14 protein-coding genes and 3 tRNA genes are annotated in these 15,813 nt (G+C 64.6%); 3 read left to right on the top strand and 14 right to left on the bottom strand.

Annotated features, from left to right (window positions below; all coding sequences use genetic code 11):
* Window positions 1-54: 54 nt before the first annotated feature.
* From M2352_RS15915 to M2352_RS15895, 5 genes are all read right to left on the bottom strand, one after another.
* Entirely contained in the window at window positions 55-681 is a 627-nt protein-coding gene (locus tag M2352_RS15915; protein WP_264665549.1) for an NADH-quinone oxidoreductase subunit C, read from the bottom strand.
* Window positions 682-699: 18 nt separating this feature from the next.
* Complete coding sequence (locus M2352_RS15910) at window positions 700-1,266, bottom strand: NuoB/complex I 20 kDa subunit family protein (RefSeq protein WP_264665548.1); 567 nt, start codon at window positions 1,264-1,266, stop codon at window positions 700-702.
* The gene (locus tag M2352_RS15905; RefSeq protein WP_264665547.1) at window positions 1,236-1,604 is read right to left on the bottom strand and encodes an NADH-quinone oxidoreductase subunit A; all 369 of its coding nucleotides are present in this window, start codon (window positions 1,602-1,604) and stop codon (window positions 1,236-1,238) included. The genes M2352_RS15910 and M2352_RS15905 overlap by 31 nt, the downstream gene beginning before the upstream one ends.
* A 308-nt stretch (window positions 1,605-1,912) precedes the next feature.
* Window positions 1,913-1,989 (bottom strand) — tRNA-Asp (locus M2352_RS15900).
* A gap of 164 nt (window positions 1,990-2,153) precedes the next feature.
* Complete coding sequence (locus M2352_RS15895) at window positions 2,154-2,393, bottom strand: hypothetical protein (protein ID WP_264665546.1); 240 nt, start codon at window positions 2,391-2,393, stop codon at window positions 2,154-2,156.
* 217 nt (window positions 2,394-2,610) lie between these two features.
* Here M2352_RS15895 and M2352_RS15890 point away from each other — a divergent pair, with 217 nt between their 5' ends.
* Window positions 2,611-3,468 (top strand): DMT family transporter, encoded by an 858-nt coding sequence (locus tag M2352_RS15890; protein ID WP_264665545.1) that lies wholly within the window; start codon window positions 2,611-2,613, stop codon window positions 3,466-3,468.
* 20 nt (window positions 3,469-3,488) lie between these two features.
* Here the strand turns inward: M2352_RS15890 and M2352_RS15885 are convergent.
* The 9 genes from M2352_RS15885 to M2352_RS15845 all read right to left on the bottom strand — a co-directional run bounded on the left by M2352_RS15885 (window position 3,489) and on the right by M2352_RS15845 (window position 14,651).
* Window positions 3,489-3,563: transfer RNA gene (locus M2352_RS15885), tRNA-Val, on the bottom strand.
* An 84-nt stretch (window positions 3,564-3,647) separates the two neighbouring features.
* A complete protein-coding gene (locus tag M2352_RS15880) occupies window positions 3,648-3,953 on the bottom strand; it encodes an HU family DNA-binding protein (protein WP_406567273.1) in 306 nt (101 codons plus the stop codon).
* Between the two features lie 145 nt (window positions 3,954-4,098).
* Window positions 4,099-6,507 carry an endopeptidase La gene (gene lon / locus M2352_RS15875; RefSeq protein WP_264665543.1) on the bottom strand — a complete coding sequence of 803 codons (2,409 nt, stop codon included), beginning with the start codon at window positions 6,505-6,507 and terminating at the stop codon, window positions 4,099-4,101.
* A 193-nt stretch (window positions 6,508-6,700) separates the two neighbouring features.
* On the bottom strand, window positions 6,701-8,737 hold the full coding sequence (locus M2352_RS15870; protein ID WP_264665542.1) for a methyl-accepting chemotaxis protein: 2,037 nt from the start codon (window positions 8,735-8,737) through the stop codon (window positions 6,701-6,703).
* Between the two features lie 435 nt (window positions 8,738-9,172).
* The gene (gene clpX / locus M2352_RS15865; RefSeq protein ID WP_264665541.1) at window positions 9,173-10,435 is read right to left on the bottom strand and encodes an ATP-dependent Clp protease ATP-binding subunit ClpX; all 1,263 of its coding nucleotides are present in this window, start codon (window positions 10,433-10,435) and stop codon (window positions 9,173-9,175) included.
* Window positions 10,436-10,711: 276 nt separating this feature from the next.
* Window positions 10,712-11,341: an ATP-dependent Clp endopeptidase proteolytic subunit ClpP gene (gene clpP / locus M2352_RS15860; RefSeq protein WP_264665540.1), complete on the bottom strand. Its 630-nt coding sequence runs from the start codon at window positions 11,339-11,341 to the stop codon at window positions 10,712-10,714.
* A 108-nt stretch (window positions 11,342-11,449) separates the two neighbouring features.
* Window positions 11,450-12,787: a trigger factor gene (gene tig / locus M2352_RS15855; RefSeq protein ID WP_264665539.1), complete on the bottom strand. Its 1,338-nt coding sequence runs from the start codon at window positions 12,785-12,787 to the stop codon at window positions 11,450-11,452.
* A gap of 100 nt (window positions 12,788-12,887) precedes the next feature.
* Window positions 12,888-12,972 (bottom strand) — tRNA-Leu (locus M2352_RS15850).
* Window positions 12,973-13,091: 119 nt separating this feature from the next.
* Window positions 13,092-14,651: a malonyl-CoA decarboxylase gene (locus tag M2352_RS15845; RefSeq protein WP_264665538.1), complete on the bottom strand. Its 1,560-nt coding sequence runs from the start codon at window positions 14,649-14,651 to the stop codon at window positions 13,092-13,094.
* Between the two features lie 466 nt (window positions 14,652-15,117).
* Between M2352_RS15845 and M2352_RS15840 the strand changes: the two genes are divergently transcribed.
* Window positions 15,118-15,309 (top strand): hypothetical protein, encoded by a 192-nt coding sequence (locus M2352_RS15840; RefSeq protein ID WP_264665537.1) that lies wholly within the window; start codon window positions 15,118-15,120, stop codon window positions 15,307-15,309.
* Window positions 15,310-15,352: 43 nt separating this feature from the next.
* Window positions 15,353-15,694, top strand: coding sequence for a hypothetical protein (locus M2352_RS15835; RefSeq protein ID WP_264665536.1), 342 nt, complete (start codon window positions 15,353-15,355; stop codon window positions 15,692-15,694).
* Window positions 15,695-15,813: the final 119 nt, after the last annotated feature.

Below are 15,813 nucleotides of genomic sequence, written 5' to 3'. Positions count from 1 at the left end.
TGATGTGCGTCTTGGCCGACGGGCCGGCCAGCGGGCTTTCGGACGTTGCGATGGTCACGGCGTGCTCCCCTTCGGGGTCTGGGCCTTCTCGTCGCCGGGCAGCATGACGTTGGTCATGCCTTCCCACGGGCTGAGGAAGTCGAAGGTGCGGAAATCCTGGGTCAGGCTGACCGGCTCGTAGACCACGCGCTTCTGGTCTTCGTCGTAGCGCATTTCCACATAGCCGGTGAGGGGGAAGTCCTTGCGGAACGGATGCCCCTCGAAGCCATAGTCGGTCAGGATACGGCGCAGATCGGGATGGCCGTCGAAGAACACCCCGTACATGTCCCACGTCTCGCGCTCGAACCAGTTGGCGGCGCTGTAGACGGACACCACCGACGGAACCGGCGTTTCCTCGTCCGTCGTCACCTTCACGCGGATGCGCTGATTGTGCGACAGGCTCAACAGGTTATAGACCACCTCGAACCGTTCTTCCCGGTCGGGGTAGTCCACGGCGGTGACGTCCATGATCTGCTCGAACCGGCTGGCGGGATCATCGCGCAGGTACGTCAGCACCTTCACGATGGCGGCCCGGCGCACCGTCACCATCAATTCGCCGAGCCGCAGCTCGACCTTCAGAACGTCGTCGCCCAAAGCCGCGGCGACCACGTCCCCAAGTTCCTTCAGCGCATGTTCCGACATGGGCGTACCGCCTGTTCGTTAGCGCGCGATGCGATTGCCGCGCCTGATTTTCTTTTGGAGCTGGAGAATGCCGTAGATCAGCGCCTCGGCGGTCGGGGGACAGCCGGGCACATAGATATCCACGGGCACGATCCGGTCGCAGCCGCGGACCACCGCATAGGAATAGTGGTAGTAGCCGCCGCCGTTGGCGCACGAACCCATGGAAATGACCCAGCGGGGCTCCGGCATCTGGTCATAGACCTTGCGGAGTGCCGGGGCCATCTTGTTGGTCAGCGTGCCGGCCACGATCATGCAGTCCGACTGGCGCGGGCTGGGACGGGGAATCACGCCGAAGCGGTCCAGGTCGTACCGGCTCATGTACGCGTGGATCATCTCCACCGCGCAGCAGGCCAGACCGAAGGTCATCGGCCACAGCGAGCCGGTGCGCGCCCAGGCCAGCACATCCTCGTACTTGGCGAGGATATAGCCCTTGTCCTGGATCTCGTCGCTCACCGCGCGCAGATAGGCGTCCTGTTCCGGTCCGGGCGGAATCGGCGCCAGGGCGTTGGCTGCCTTCACTCCCATTCCAGAGCTCCTTTCTTCCATTCATAGACGAAGCCGATGGTCAGAACCCCCAGGAACACCATCATCGACCAGAAGCCGAAGGTGCCGATGTCGGCCAGGGTGATCGCCCAGGGGAACAGGAAAGCGACTTCGAGGTCGAAGATGATGAACAGGATCGAGACCAGATAGAACCGCACCTCGAACTTGGCGCGGGCATCCTCGAACGGCTCGAAACCGCATTCGTAAGGAGAAACCTTCTCAGCATCCGGCAGCTTCGGGCTGATCACGTACGACGCGACCACCATCACGGCGGCCAGCGCGATTGCGATAAGCAGGAACACCAGGATCGGAAGGTATTCAATGATCAGCGGGTTGCTCACCGCATTCCTCCCATAAGCCCAAAACCGCCCCCCGCCGCGGGGATGGCGCCCTGAAAGCAGGACGGCATATGCGACCGGTTGCGGAGGATTAGACTGATTAGCCCGTCAGACGGGGCGCAATATAGGCCGGTTGGATCACCAAGAAAAGCAGTTTGAGTCATTCCGTTGCAGCGGCGCTCCGACGCACGCAACAGGTAATACCATTGAAAGATTGGGGAAAATCTTAAGAAAAAAGAAAGCCTGATGCAGCGGGCAAGACTATGACCGCCAAGCGGCGACATCAACAACGAAGAAGAGGGGGGATAAAATGGCGCGAGTGACGGGACTTGAACCCGCGGCCTCCGGCGTGACAGGCCGGCGCTCTAACCAACTGAGCTACACCCGCGCAATGCCTTTCGATCGAAAGGCGCACCGTAAATTTTGACCCGGAGTGTCAAGTCCGGTTTTCACTGGTGCGGTCCGAAGCGGCTGCGCCGTTCGGTGGGCGGTTTCTAGCCGCCCCTCGCCCCCCTGTCAATGAAGAAATTTCACGGTTCGGTCATTGCACGGTCACGACAGCCCAAGCTGCCGGTGGCGCATGGCCTCCAGCCGGTCGAACGCGGCGTCGAAACCATCGGGCGGAGGCCGCCGATCGGTCGAATCGGGGCCACCGATACGGGTCAGCGTGGTTTCCAGCGCCTTGGCCAAAAGCTCCGCGGTTTCCAGATCGTTTTCATCCAGAGCCAGTTCCAGCGCCTGCATGATGCGTTCGCCCAGCCGGCGTTCGTCCCCATGATAAGCCGATGTCATGACGGTGCTCCCCGTCCGAGGTGACGTTTTGCCCATTATAACATGGGACTGTTCGCGCCTTCGTCCATTCGGGTGCGACACTTCCCCCCGCCGTGGTGCGAGCGGGGCAGCTTTGCATACGGGAATCGGCGCATCGGACCGTCCCGCGCTTGTTCGAAACCGCTACCCCTGATAGGGGTAATCCTAAGAGACATTAGGATTCAGCAGCCGCCCGACCATGAAGCCTTTCACCACCGCCGCTCTTTGGTCCGCCGCGTCCGCTCTTGCCTTTGCGGCCAGTTCGGCCAGCGCCAAATTCCTCGGACAGAAGCTGCCGATCGCCGAACTCGCCTTTTTCCGCGCCGTGTTCGGGGTTGTGGTTCTGGCCGGCGTCTGGCAGTTCGTCGCCGATCTTGGCAAGGCGCGCGATCCCATCGGCCATGTGCTGCGTTGCGGGCTGGGCGTGGTGGCGCTCTACTCTCTTATGTACGCGTTTGCCACGATTCCACTGGGATTGGCTTCCCTCCTGTTCTTCAGCCGGATCCTGCTGCTGCCGGTGGCTGCGCGGATCATGCTGGGAGAGCGGGCCAGTGCGGGTATCTGGGCTGCGGTGCTTCTGGGTTTTGCCGGAGCCCTCCTGTCGTCCTGGCCGGCGGCAAGCTTGCCGGAATGGCGACTCGGGGTCGGCGCAGCGCTGCTGGCGGCCATCGCCTCCGCCGGGTCGCAAACGGCGGTCCGGCGCCTGACCTTCACCAATTCCCCTGGCCTGATCGTGTTGATCTATACCGCGGTATCGGTCGCCGCAACTCTACCCATGGCCTCCCTGACCTGGGTCACCCCGCTGGTCGGGGACTGGCCGGTCCTGGCGGCGTTGGGTCTGCTGGCCCTCGCCTCGCAGTTTGCGGCGGCCTGCGCCTTTCAAAAGGCGCCGGTCAGCTTTCTCGCCCCGCTGGACTTTCTGACGATTCCCATCGCGGCGGCCTTCGGCTATGCCCTGTTCGCTGAAATCCCCAGCGCATGGACCATCGCCGGATCGGTTCTGGTCCTGGGCTCCAGCGCCTGGGTCACCGTCAAAAGCTCCCAGACTCAAACCTAAGCATGTCTGAATTCAGAATGTGGTGGGCGATGAGGGTTTCGAACCCCCGACCCTCTCGGTGTAAACGAGATGCTCTACCGCTGAGCTAATCGCCCCCAAGACCGTCCGCGGACAGGGCGGACGGCGATACGTGCCGCTGTGGAAACGGCACGGCGCCTTCTATATCCCGAAAGCCGGGCTCAGTTCAAAGCGTCTTTCAACGTCTTGCCCGGCTTGAACTTCGGCTGCTTCGATGCCGGAATGTCGATCTTTTCGCCGGTACGGGGGTTACGCCCCTCGGTGGCCGCGCGCTCGGACACGGCAAAGGTGCCGAAACCGACCAGACGCACTTCATCGCCCTTGGTCAGGCTGTCGGCAATGGTGCTGAACACCGCATCAACCGCCTTCGTGGCGTCGTTCTTGGACAGGCCCGCGGCTTCGGCCACCTGCGCCACGAGATCGTTCTTGTTCACCCGGCACCCCCTATGACAAGGCCATTTCGGCACGAACGGCGGCTGCCGCCCCCTTTGCCTTTGCCGGATGACTCTAGCCGGACGAAACGGCGACCGTCAATGCATGACGGCCGCCGAGTCCTCACGATTACCACCCGTCACCCCGCCGGCTGCCCGGCACGGGTCTCAGGAAGCGGCCTCAATGACGCAGGACATCGCCGCCCTTGTCCGCTTCCGGCGGCTTGGCCGCCGCGTCGGACGCTTCCGGCTCGGCCCATTCGATGGGCTCCAGGGGTTTGACCAGGGCGTTCTTCAGCACCTCGTCCGCCGACGACACCGGAATGATCTCCAGTCCCCGCTTCACGTTCTCGGGGATGTCGGCCAGATCCTTCACGTTGTCCTTGGGGATCAGCACATGCTTCAGGCCACCGCGCAGGGCGGCCAGCAGCTTTTCCTTCAGCCCCCCGATGGGCAGCACCCGGCCACGCAGCGTGATCTCACCGGTCATCGCCACGTCCTTGCGCACCGGGATACCGGTGAGCACGGACACGATGGAGGTGATCATCGCCACCCCCGCCGACGGACCGTCCTTGGGCGTCGCCCCTTCCGGCACGTGGACGTGGATGTCACGCTTTTCGAACAGGGTCGGCTTGATGCCGAAGGCGGTGGCCCGCGACTTCACATAGCTTTCCGCCGCCTGCACCGACTCCTTCATCACGTCGCCCAGCTTGCCGGTGGTGGTCACACGGCCCTTGCCCGGCAGAGCCACCGCCTCGATGGACAGCAGTTCGCCGCCCACCTCGGTCCAGGCCAGACCGGTGGTGACGCCCACCAGATCCTCCAGTTCCGCTTCACCGAAGTGGAAGCGGCGCACACCGGCATACTTGTCGAGATTCCGGCGGGAGACGGACACCTTTTCGGTGCCCTTCATCAGGATTTCCTTCACCGCCTTGCGGCAAAGGTTGGCGATCTCACGCTCCAGACTGCGCACGCCGGCTTCGCGGGTGTAATAACGGATCAGGTCACGCAGCGCGTCGTCGGAGATGGCGAATTCGCCCTTCTTCAGACCCGCGGCCTTGATCTGCTTGTCGATCAGGTGGCGCTTGGAGATCTCGACCTTTTCATCTTCGGTGTAGCCGGCGACACGGATGATCTCCATGCGGTCCAGCAGCGGCTGGGGCATGCGCAGGGAATTGGCCGTGCAGACGAACATCACGTCCGACAGGTCGTAATCCACCTCCAGGTAATGGTCGGCGAAGGTGCCGTTCTGTTCGGGATCCAGCACCTCCAGCAGGGCCGAGGAGGGATCGCCGCGCCAGTCGGCACCGAGCTTGTCGATTTCGTCCAGCAGGAACAGCGGGTTGGACGACTTCGCCTTCTTCATGCCCTGGATCACCTTGCCGGGCATGGAGCCGATGTAGGTGCGGCGGTGGCCGCGCACTTCGGCCTCGTCCCGCACGCCGCCCAGCGACATGCGCACGAAATTACGCCCGGTGGCGTTGGCGATGGATTTGCCAAGCGAGGTCTTGCCCACGCCGGGCGGGCCGACGAGGCAGAGGATCGGTCCCTTCACCTTGTTCATCCGGTTCTGGACGGCAAGGTATTCCAGGATGCGTTCCTTCACCTTGTCCAGGCCGTAATGGTCGGTATCGAGCACCTTCTGGGCGAGCTTGATGTCCTTCTTGACCTTGGTGCGCTTCTTCCACGGAATCGACAGCATCCAGTCGAGATAGTTGCGCACCACGGTGGCTTCGGCCGACATGGGGCTCATGGTCCGCAGCTTCTTCAGCTCGGCCAGCGCCTTTTCCCGCGCTTCCTTGGAGAAGCGGGTCTTGTTGATCTTTTCCTCGATCTCGGCGGATTCGTCGCGGCCATCCTCCGACTCGCCCAATTCCTTCTGAATGGCCTTGAGCTGTTCGTTGAGATAGTACTCGCGCTGCGTCTTCTCCATCTGCCGCTTGACGCGGTTGCGGATGCGCTTTTCCACCTGCAGCACGCCGATTTCGCCTTCCATGAAGGCGTAGATGCGTTCCAGCCGTTCGGACACGGTGGCGCATTCCAGAAGCTGCTGCTTTTCCGGGATCTTCAGGGCCAGATGCGAGGCCACGGTGTCGGCCAGCTTGCCGGTTTCCTCGATCTGGTTGATCGAGACCAGCACCTCGGGCGGAATCTTCTTGTTGAGCTTGATGTACTGCTCGAACTGGGAGATCACCGCACGGCTCAGCGCTTCCAGCTCCTGCTGGTCGCCCACATTTTCTTCGATCAGGTCGGCGTAGGCCTGAAAGAAGTCCTCGTTCTCGGCGAATTTGGTGATCGAGGCCCGCTGACCGCCTTCGACCAGCACCTTCACCGTCCCATCAGGCAGCTTGAGAAGCTGCAGCACGGTCCCCACCGTCCCGACGCTGTAGATATCGGCGGGCGCCGGATCATCCTGGGCGGCGTTCTTCTGGGTGACGAGCAGGATCTGCTTGTCATCCTTCATCACGTCTTCCAGGGCGCGCACCGACTTCTCACGGCCGACGAACAGCGGCACGATCATGTGGGGAAACACCACGATGTCGCGCAACGGGAGGACCGGATAGAGGGCACCACGGGGGAGTTCAATCATGGGCAGGGCCTCGTAAATGGAACGCCGTCAGCCCAGGATGGGCCTGACGCGCCCCCTGCCTCAAGGAATGAGCACGAGGGGGCAGAGCGGCACTGACTAACGTGGCACACCCCCCATCCCCCTTCAAGGGGGAGGGGGATGATTGTTCGCTGCTTCGCATCAAAATCCGCCGCGAGCCCGGCGTTTCGGCTCCTCAGACCGCCGTGCGCAGGCGGTTCACATACTCATCCACCGTATTCCGCAGCGTTTCAGCCTCGTTCAGCAGCCCTTGCGATGCCCCCAGCAGATCATTGGCGGAAACACGGGTGTTTTCCGCCGTTTCCGCCACGGTCCCGATGGTATCCGACACGGCACCCGTGCTGTGCGCGGCCGATTGGATGTTGCGGGCGATTTCCTGCGTGGCGGCACTCTGTTCCTCGACCGCGGCGGCAACACCGGTGGCGGCATCGCTGATCGCGTTCACCGTGCGGCTGATGGTGCTGATGGCGGTGACCGCCCGGCCGGTGACGTCGCGGATCTCCGATACCTTGATCTGGATATCCTCGGTCGCCTTGGTGGTCTGGCCGGCCAGATGCTTCACCTCGCTGGCGACCACGGCGAAGCCCTTGCCGGCCTCGCCCGCGCGGGCCGCCTCGATGGTGGCGTTGAGCGCCAGCAGGTTCGTCTGGCTGGCGATGGAGTTGATCATGTCCACCACGGCCCCGATGCCGTTGGCACAGTCGGCCAGGGTGGCGACGATGCCGGCGGTGGTGCCGGCTTCGCGCACCGCATCCTGGGCAATGCGCGAGGCATCGTCGATGCGGTGGCTGATTTCCGCGATGGAAGCGTGCAGCTCCTCCGACGCCGCGGCAACGGTCTGGATGCTGCTGGACGCCAGCCCGGAGGCCGACGCCACCGCCGCCGACCGTTCCGACGTCTGTTCCGCGGACCGGGACAGCTCTTCCGAATGGGACTGGACTGTTCCGGCGGTCCGGGACAGGTGGCTGACCACGTCGTCCAGTTGCTCCAGGAACGTGCGGGTGGCGGTTTCCATCACCCGGCGATGAGCATCCCGTTCGGCGTGTTCGGCTTCCTGGGCGGCTTCGGCAGCGTCGGCGTCGCGGGCACGGGTCTGCAGGATTTCCACCGCTCCGGCCATGGTCCCGATCTCGTCATTACGGTTGCGGTGGGGAATGACCAGATCGCGACGGCCGGCAGCGATGGCTGCCACCACCTCGGCCAATTGAATGATGGGGGTCGAGGCCCGGCGGGCAATGGCCACCGCCACCCCGGCCAGCACCCCCAGCGACACCAGCAGCAGAACCACCGCCGCGGTCATATGGCGCACGGATTCAGAATGATGGTTTGCAGCTGCGGTGGCGGCCTCCTGAAAGCCGGCATCGCGGACAGCCAGCAGTTTTTGCAACAACGGCGATGCCGACCGGCGCCATTCGGCCCCGTCAAGGTCATAGGCGGCCCCCTTGCGCGAGGCGTCCAGCACTCGTTTCTTGAAGCCGGCGAACTGCACCATATAACCGTCGCGGGCCGTGTTCATCGCCGTGCGCAAAGCGGGGCGATCGTCCGTGGCGGTGACGAAGCCTTCAATTTCACGCCAAGCGCGGACGATCGCCCCTTCCGCCAACAGGATCTCCCGTTCGGTGTCCAGGGACATCGGTTTCCCCGATCCCAACGCCCGCAGGAACAGGACCGACTGCTGTCCGGCGTCTTCACGCAGATCCGAGGCCCGGGCAGCGGCATCCGCAAGATCGCTGGCATCCGGATCCAGTTCGTTCAGCCGGTGCCCCAGGCGCCCGATCGTCCGGCCGACCACGGCATTGACCGCAGCGATGCCATCGAAGAAGCGGGCCGACGCGTCGGCGGGCCGCCCGGAACGGTCGAGCCGCAACCATTCATCGGCCTGACGCCGCACGCTGCCGATCGAGCCCTCCAGCGGTGCGGTTTCATCGCGGGAGCCCCGGTCACCCAACGTGCCGGCGCTGTTGCGGTAGAGCGTCAGGGCTGCATCGGTTTCCTGCCGTGCCTTGGCCAGACTCTGGCGGGTGGTTTCGTCGGCGGGAACCCCGGCGGTCAGCGGCAAGTTGACCACGCCCCGTTCCAAAGCCAGCTTTTCCCGCAGAAAAGAGGCCGCCGACAGCGTATCGACGATGGCCATGGCCTCGGCGGCCCGGCGGGCCGCCGAGGCTTCCTGCCATGCCAGCCACGATGCCGGAACGGCGGCGACCGCGCCCACAAAGCCAAGGCACGCAAACAGATAATTTCGGATCTTCATTGGGCACCACGGGAATTGCCGTTTCAGCGGACCTCGAGAAAAGCCGGGAGGAACGTTCCGCACCGTTTGCTTCCCCAAAGGTCCAGGAAGATTAATTCCTCTTCACCAATAGGGTATAGACCTTCGCTTCATGGCAGGAGCGATCCGGGAAGCAAGGGGGAAAAACGAAATCAAGGCGTGCGTTCTCCCAAGCCCTCTTCACGCAGAAGAGGGGGTGTGGATCAGAGATCACGAATAAAGAGAAAAGGGCGCCGCCTGCGCAAGAAAGGCATCAAAGCCACACGGAGACTCGGGTGGAACGAGCAGAAGATTGCAAAACCCATCCAGGCATGAAAAAGGGCGCCGAAGCGCCCTTTTCCTTTGACTCGCTTTGCATGCACCAGCGGACCAGCCGGGTCAGGCGCCCGGAGCCTCGCTGCGGCGTTCCGCGTGAACATAAAGCGGCTTGGCACGCCCCTCGACCACTTCCTTGTTCACCAGGATGCTTTCCACACCCGTCAGGCCGGGCAGATCGAACATGGGATCCAGCAGGATGGCTTCCATGATCGACCGCAGGCCGCGGGCGCCGGTCTTGCGCTGGATGGCCTTGTTGGCGATGGACTTCAGCGCATCCTCGGAAAACTCCAGATGCACGTCTTCCATCTCGAACAGACGCTGGTACTGCTTGACGAGCGCGTTCTTCGGCTGGGTGAGGATCTCCACCAGCGCCGCCTCATCCAGATCCGACAGGGTGGCGACCACCGGCAGACGACCGACGAATTCGGGGATCAGCCCGAACTTCAGCAGATCCTCCGGTTCCAGTTCGTGCAGGATATCGCCGGTCGAGCGCTCGTCCGGGCCGCGCACATCGGCACCGAAGCCGATGGACGTGCCCTTGCCGCGCTGGGCGATGATCTTGTCGAGACCGGCGAAGGCGCCGCCGCAGATGAACAGGATGTTGGTGGTGTCCACCTGCAGGAATTCCTGCTGCGGATGCTTGCGGCCACCCTGGGGCGGAACCGATGCCACCGTGCCTTCCATGATCTTCAGCAGCGCCTGCTGCACACCCTCGCCCGAGACGTCGCGGGTGATGGACGGGTTGTCGGACTTGCGGCTGATCTTGTCCACTTCGTCGATGTAGACGATGCCGCGCTGCGCCCGCTCCACGTTGTAGTCGGCGGCCTGGAGCAGCTTGAGGATGATGTTTTCCACATCCTCGCCCACGTAACCGGCTTCGGTCAGCGTGGTGGCGTCGGCCATGGTGAAAGGAACGTCGATGATGCGGGCGAGCGTCTGGGCCAGAAGCGTCTTGCCGCAGCCGGTGGGACCGACCAGCAGGATGTTCGACTTCGCCAGTTCGACGTCGTTGTGCTTGGTGCCGTGGGCCAGCCGCTTGTAGTGATTGTGGACCGCGACCGCCAGAACGCGCTTGGCGTAATCCTGGCCGATGACGTAATCGTCAAGCACGGCATGGATATCCCGCGGGGTCGGCACCCCGTCGCGGGATTTCACGAGGGTGGTCTTGTTCTCCTCGCGAATGATGTCCATGCACAGCTCGACGCATTCATCGCAGATGAACACGGTCGGACCGGCAATCAGCTTGCGGACCTCGTGCTGGCTCTTGCCGCAGAAGGAGCAGTAGAGCGTATTCTTCGAATCGCCGCTGCTGGACTTGGTCATCGGTACTCCGTCATGGTTCCGGGAACACGCCGGCTGGCGCATGTCCCGACGCCGCTCCTGATGGTCCGTCCTGGTCCGATGGTCCATCAACTGGACCAACGCCCCGCTTGGGCTTTCGCTTTGCGTGGGCTTGCGGCCCTTGACAAAACTAACCTAGCGCGCACCAACCCAACAATTCAACACCGGGCACGCAGGAACGTTCAACATTTTTGCGCCCGTCCTGCATTTTTAAGGCCGGGCCGCGAGCGGCCCGGCCCTGCCGGCATGCCTCCCGCGTCAGCTTTCGCTGCCGATCCCGGTGGGACGCTTCTGCACCACCTCGTCGATCAGACCGAACGCCTTGGCCTCTTCCGGCGACATGAAGGTGTCGCGCTCCATGGCCGCTTCGATCGTGTCGAGCGTCTGGCCGGTGTGTTCCACATAGATGGCGTTCAGCCGTTCGCGCAGCTTCAGGATTTCGCGGGCCTGAATCTCGATGTCCGAGGCCTGCCCCTGGGCACCGCCCGAGGGCTGGTGGATCATGATGCGGCTGTTGGGCAGGCAGAAGCGCTTGCCCGGCGCGCCGGCGGCCAGCAGCAGCGAGCCCATGGAGGCCGCCTGCCCGAAGCACAAGGTGGACACCTTGGGCCGGATGTATTGGATCGTGTCATAGATGGCGAGGCCAGCCGACACGTACCCGCCCGGCGAGTTGATGTAGAAGGAGATGTCCTTGTTGGGATTCTCCGACTCCAAAAACAGCAGCTGGGCGCAGATCACGCTGGCCACGGCGTCGTTGACGCCGCCGATCAGGAAGATGATCCGCTCCTTCAGCAGGCGCGAGTAAATATCATACGCCCGCTCCCCACGGTTGGTCTGTTCGATGACCATCGGGACGAGAGCGTTCATCTGCGGTGCGTAGTCGTGCATGTCGTCTTACCCTGCCCCCTATCAGCCTGTCGGCGACGTTGCCCCCCGTTCACACGGGGTGTCCCTGACAATATAGGGACACCCCGTGTGCGGGAAAAGGCACTACCGTCAGGCGGCGGCCACTTCGTCGTCTTCGGGATCGCGCATCAGCTCCTCGACGGAGACGGTGCGCTCGGTGACCTTGGCCTGCTCCAGGATGTGATCGACCACCTTGTCCTCGAAAATCGGGGCGCGGAGGTTCTCGATCGCCTGCGGATTGGCCTTGAAGAAGTCGAACACCTGACGCTCCTGGCCCGGCCAGCGGCGGGCTTCGTTGATGAGCGCGCGGTTGACTTCGTCCTGGGTCACCTGGACGTTGGCGCGGCGGCCGATCTCGGCCAGCAGCAGGCCCAGACGCACGCGGCGGACGGCGATGGCGCGGTACTCGGCCTTCAGATCGTCTTCGCTCTTGTTGGCGTCCTCACCGGCGTTGCCGCTCTTGATCTCGTCCTGCAGACGGCGCCAGATCGACTCGAACTCGACCTCGACCATGCCTTCCGGCACGGGGAAGTCGTGGGCTTCGGCCAGCTTGTCCAGGAGCTGACGCTTCACCCGCAGGCGCGACACCCCGCCGTAATCGGCGGTCATCTTCTCGCGGATGGTCTCCTTCAGCTTGTCCAGGCTTTCCAGGCCGAAGCCCTTGGCCAGCTCGTCATCGACGGTGGCGGGAACGCTGGTGCGCAGCTCCTTCACGTCCACCTCGAACACGGCTTCCTTGCCGGCCAGCTCGGCGGCGTGGTAGTCGGCGGGGAAGCTGACGGTGACGCTGCGGTGCTCGCCGGCCTTGGCGCCGACCAGCTGTTCCTCGTAGCCGGGGATGAACTGGCCCGAGCCCAGCTCCAGCGGGAAGTCCTTGCCGTCCATGCCGGGGCGGGCTTCGCCGTCCACGGTGCCGGCGAAGTCGATGACCACGGTGTCGCCGTTGGCGGCCGGGCGGTCCTCGGTCACCGGTTCGGTGTTGCCGCGGGTGCCGGCCAGACGGGTCAGCGCCTCGTCCACGGCGGCGTCATCGACGGGGGCGACCGGCTTTTCCAGCTCCAGGCCGGTCAGGTCGCCCGGCTCGATGTCCGGCAGGACCTCGACGGTCATGGTGTATTCCAGATCGCCGTTCTCTTCGTACTTATCGACGGCGATCTTGGGCTGCAGCGCCACGCGCAGGCCGCGGTCGGCGATGGCCTGGCGCGAGCTGTCGGACACCGCCTCTTCCAGGGCTTCGCTCAGGACGGAGGCGCCGTAGCGCTGGCGGATGACCGCAACCGGCACCTTGCCCGGACGGAAGCCGGGGAGCTGCACCGTGCGGCGCAGCTCTTCCAGCCGCCCCTTCACCTTCTCTTCGATTTCCTGGGCGGTAATGACAACCTTGAACGTGCGCGCAAGGCCCTCGGTGCTGGTTTCGGTGATGTTCATCGGAACGAATGCCTGCCTTTTGATCCGCCCGGCGGCGTCCCCCTGCTCCCAAGGAACGGCCCGGACCTCTTGACTCAAGAAAACGGTTGAAGGGTTGGTGTGGTGCGGGCGAAGGGACTCGAACCCCCACGACCGAAGTCACCGGAACCTAAATCCGGGGCGTCTACCAATTCCGCCACGCCCGCAACGGCACAACCAACCTCGGCATGGCAGAACCACGACGGGAATCCGGTCCCCGCGCGCCTCTGCCAGCGTGTCGGCCTCTATAGCACAAGGAATCCGGCCCACACACCGAAAAGAGGCGTTACCCGCCTTTGGCCAGCGCCTTCATCGCCGACGAGAGCGTCACCCGCCCCTCGCCGCGGTAGGCTTCGTGGTTGGCGTCGATCTCGCCCAGCTTGTAGCGGTAGTTGATCATCAGGCCGCAGGACTGCTTCAGCCCCTTGTCCGACACGTCGGCCATCCAGTTCAGCCGCTCCATCCGCGCGCCGTTGGACAGGTGGAAATGAGCCACCGGGTCCAGGGCGCGGGGCGCGTCCCCATCGCCGCCCGAGCGGCGGGCCGGCGCCTTGGCCTGGGTCAGGTAACGGGCGCACAGACGCATCAGCGCGGGCCTCAGCGCCTTCGCCAATCCGTCGTCCCGGTGCCAATCCGGGTGGGCCAGGGCGGCATCCAGCAGGCCGGCGGGGGCCGAATCGGGGACGGCCCCGCCCGCCGCCGCCAGCGCCTCGGCCACCCGCTCCCACTCGGCGGCGGGCAGCAGGGCTTCCCCTTGGGCGGCGGTTTCGCGGGCCAGCCAGCGGCGGAATCCCGGGATCGGCGACAGGGTGGCGTAGCAGGAGATCTTGGGAAATTCCTGGCTCAGCCCGTCCACCACCCGCTTGATGAGGAAGTTGCCGAAGCTGATGCCGGCCAGCCCCTTCTGCGCGTTGGAGATGGAATAGAAGATGGCGCTGTCCGCCCCCTTGGGGTCGATCACCGGGGCCGAGGGGTCCAGCAGGGCCTGCACGCGGTCGGACATGCCGCCGACCAGCGCCACCTCCACGAAGATCAGCGGCTCGCCCGGCATGCGCGGGTGGAAGAAGGCGAAGCAGCGGCGGTCGGCGTCCAGCCGGTCCTTCAGATCCTGCCAGCCGCGGATCTCGTGCACCGCCTCGTACGCGATCAGCTTTTCCAGCAGCGACGCCGGGCTGTCCCAGGTGATGCGCCGCATGTCGAGGAAACCCACGTCGAACCAGCCGCGCAGCAGACCCTTCAGCCCCTCCTCCAGCCCCATCAGGGCGGGATCGCCTTCGGCCATGCCCATCAGCTCGGCGCGCAGATCCACCAGAAACTTCACCCCTTCGGGCAGGGCGTTGAACTGGGTCAGCAGGGTCAGGTGCCGCGGCTCCAGCGCCCGGCGCAGGGCCTGTTCCGCCTGCGCCAGCCGGGGGCCGCCGCCCTGTTCCCGCGCGCTGGTCCAGGCGGCGACGGCGGCGTCCACCCACCCGCCCTCGGTGCCGAATTCCCGCGCCAGGGTCAGAAGGAAGTTGCGCCGCCCCTCGGCGTCCAGGGCCAGATAGGTGCGGCCGAGCTGGGCGGCGCGGGCACGGGCGGACACCTCGCCCCCGCGCCCCTCCAGACAGGCGCGCATCTGCTCCTTCAGACGGTCGGCGTCTTCCCGCGGCAGGTTGGGCCGGGGAGCGGCCCCCACCGCCTCGCGGGCCGAGGCGGCGATGTCGCGCCAGCGCGCCCGAAGATTTTCCAAGGTACGGTCCCACAGACCGGGCGAACCGGCGGTGGCCCCGATGGCATCGGGGGCGGCGGGAGCCGGGGCCGGGCCGGAGCCCGGGCCGGAGGTCGTCATGGTATCGGTTTGGCTCATGGCTCCAGACTGTGCCCGCCTTGGCCCCGGCGGGCAACTGGCCGGACGCCCGATGCGGCGAAAGGCCGGAAGGTCAGATTCCATCCCCCGAAAGCCATCGGTCATAGGGCATGAGCGCGCGGGGCCGCCGCCGCCGCAACCTTTCATCGGTCGTATCTCTCTTGCCGGGATTGCGGGGCGGTACAGGCCGCGGCTACTGTGCATCCGCCGATGGTATGCGCGGCCTTCCACAGCATTTGAACAAGATATCCCATGGCTGAAGGCCGCGGCCCTGCCCATGCCGCAGCCTTTTGCCGCATCCTGGTCGGGTTGAACTTTGTAACCTTTGGCCGAATCCTATGACTGAAACGCCGAACATCGGGTTCGTCATCTTCGGGTTTTCTTGCACATGCGAAGACATGCAGCAGCATGGTCTTGTGCAGGATTCCCGATGATCCGACAGAGTTTGAGAAAAAGGAGACCCTTGATGCCGGTTCAGCGCGTTCCCGCCGCCACCGCACCCCACCACGTCCCCCACCGCACCGCCGTGGAGATGCTGTTGGACGATCCCATTGTGGACCTGCTGCTGCAGCGCGACGGGCTGACCCGTTCCGATGTTCTGGCCGTCATGGACACGGCCCGGCGGAACCTGAAGCGCGCCGCACGGTTGGCGGCATAAGGCGCATTCCGCCGATCATTCACGCGTCTTGAGGAGGTATCCCGTGGCTTTGCAGACAGACCCGGCCGCCTTTTCCATCACCGCCCTGCTGGCCGATCAGGTCGCCCTGGTGGCCCGGCACGAGGGGGTGTCGCCCGGTGCCGCCGCCCTGCTGCTGCGTCAGATGATGGACCGGCGGCAGGGGTGCCGCCAGCTTCTGGCCCTGCTGCGGCGGGAACTGGACAAGGAACACGACCCGCGCGAGGCGGCGAAGATCGCCGCCGTCCTGCGTGAAACCACCGCCTGGACCGATGCCATAACCCTCCGGCCCGAGGAGGGCGGGGAGGGCGGTGCGCCGGGGGTTTCATCCTGCATGCCCGCCCGCCCGAGCCAGGTGCGTCATTAAGACGCATCTTTATGAGCGTCTTTTCATATCCGCGCGCCACCACCCTAACCAACGGCGTAGAAGACAGCTGCCGGACATTTTGATAACGTTTTCACGATAAAAAGAAAGCTGGAGGAACG

The organism is Azospirillum fermentarium (assembly GCF_025961205.1).
GTDB classification, from domain to species: Bacteria; Pseudomonadota; Alphaproteobacteria; order Azospirillales; family Azospirillaceae; genus Azospirillum; species Azospirillum fermentarium.
Note: the sequence above shows the minus strand (reverse complement) of the source record. Positions and strands in the feature narration are given on the sequence as shown.

What these genes read in the sequence shown, in the direction of transcription:
- M2352_RS15915 (WP_264665549.1), bottom strand. Translation starts at nt 681, where the DNA reads ATGTCGGAACATGCGCTGAAGGAACTTGGGGACGTGGTCGCCGCGGCT.
- M2352_RS15910 (WP_264665548.1), bottom strand. Translation starts at nt 1,266, where the DNA reads ATGGAAGAAAGGAGCTCTGGAATGGGAGTGAAGGCAGCCAACGCCCTG.
- M2352_RS15895 (WP_264665546.1), bottom strand. Translation starts at nt 2,393, where the DNA reads ATGACATCGGCTTATCATGGGGACGAACGCCGGCTGGGCGAACGCATC.
- M2352_RS15890 (WP_264665545.1), top strand. Translation starts at nt 2,611, where the DNA reads ATGAAGCCTTTCACCACCGCCGCTCTTTGGTCCGCCGCGTCCGCTCTT.
- lon (WP_264665543.1), bottom strand. Translation starts at nt 6,507, where the DNA reads ATGATTGAACTCCCCCGTGGTGCCCTCTATCCGGTCCTCCCGTTGCGC.
- clpX (WP_264665541.1), bottom strand. Translation starts at nt 10,435, where the DNA reads ATGACCAAGTCCAGCAGCGGCGATTCGAAGAATACGCTCTACTGCTCC.
- clpP (WP_264665540.1), bottom strand. Translation starts at nt 11,341, where the DNA reads ATGCACGACTACGCACCGCAGATGAACGCTCTCGTCCCGATGGTCATC.
- tig (WP_264665539.1), bottom strand. Translation starts at nt 12,787, where the DNA reads ATGAACATCACCGAAACCAGCACCGAGGGCCTTGCGCGCACGTTCAAG.
- M2352_RS15845 (WP_264665538.1), bottom strand. Translation starts at nt 14,651, where the DNA reads ATGAGCCAAACCGATACCATGACGACCTCCGGCCCGGGCTCCGGCCCG.
- M2352_RS15840 (WP_264665537.1), top strand. Translation starts at nt 15,118, where the DNA reads ATGCCGGTTCAGCGCGTTCCCGCCGCCACCGCACCCCACCACGTCCCC.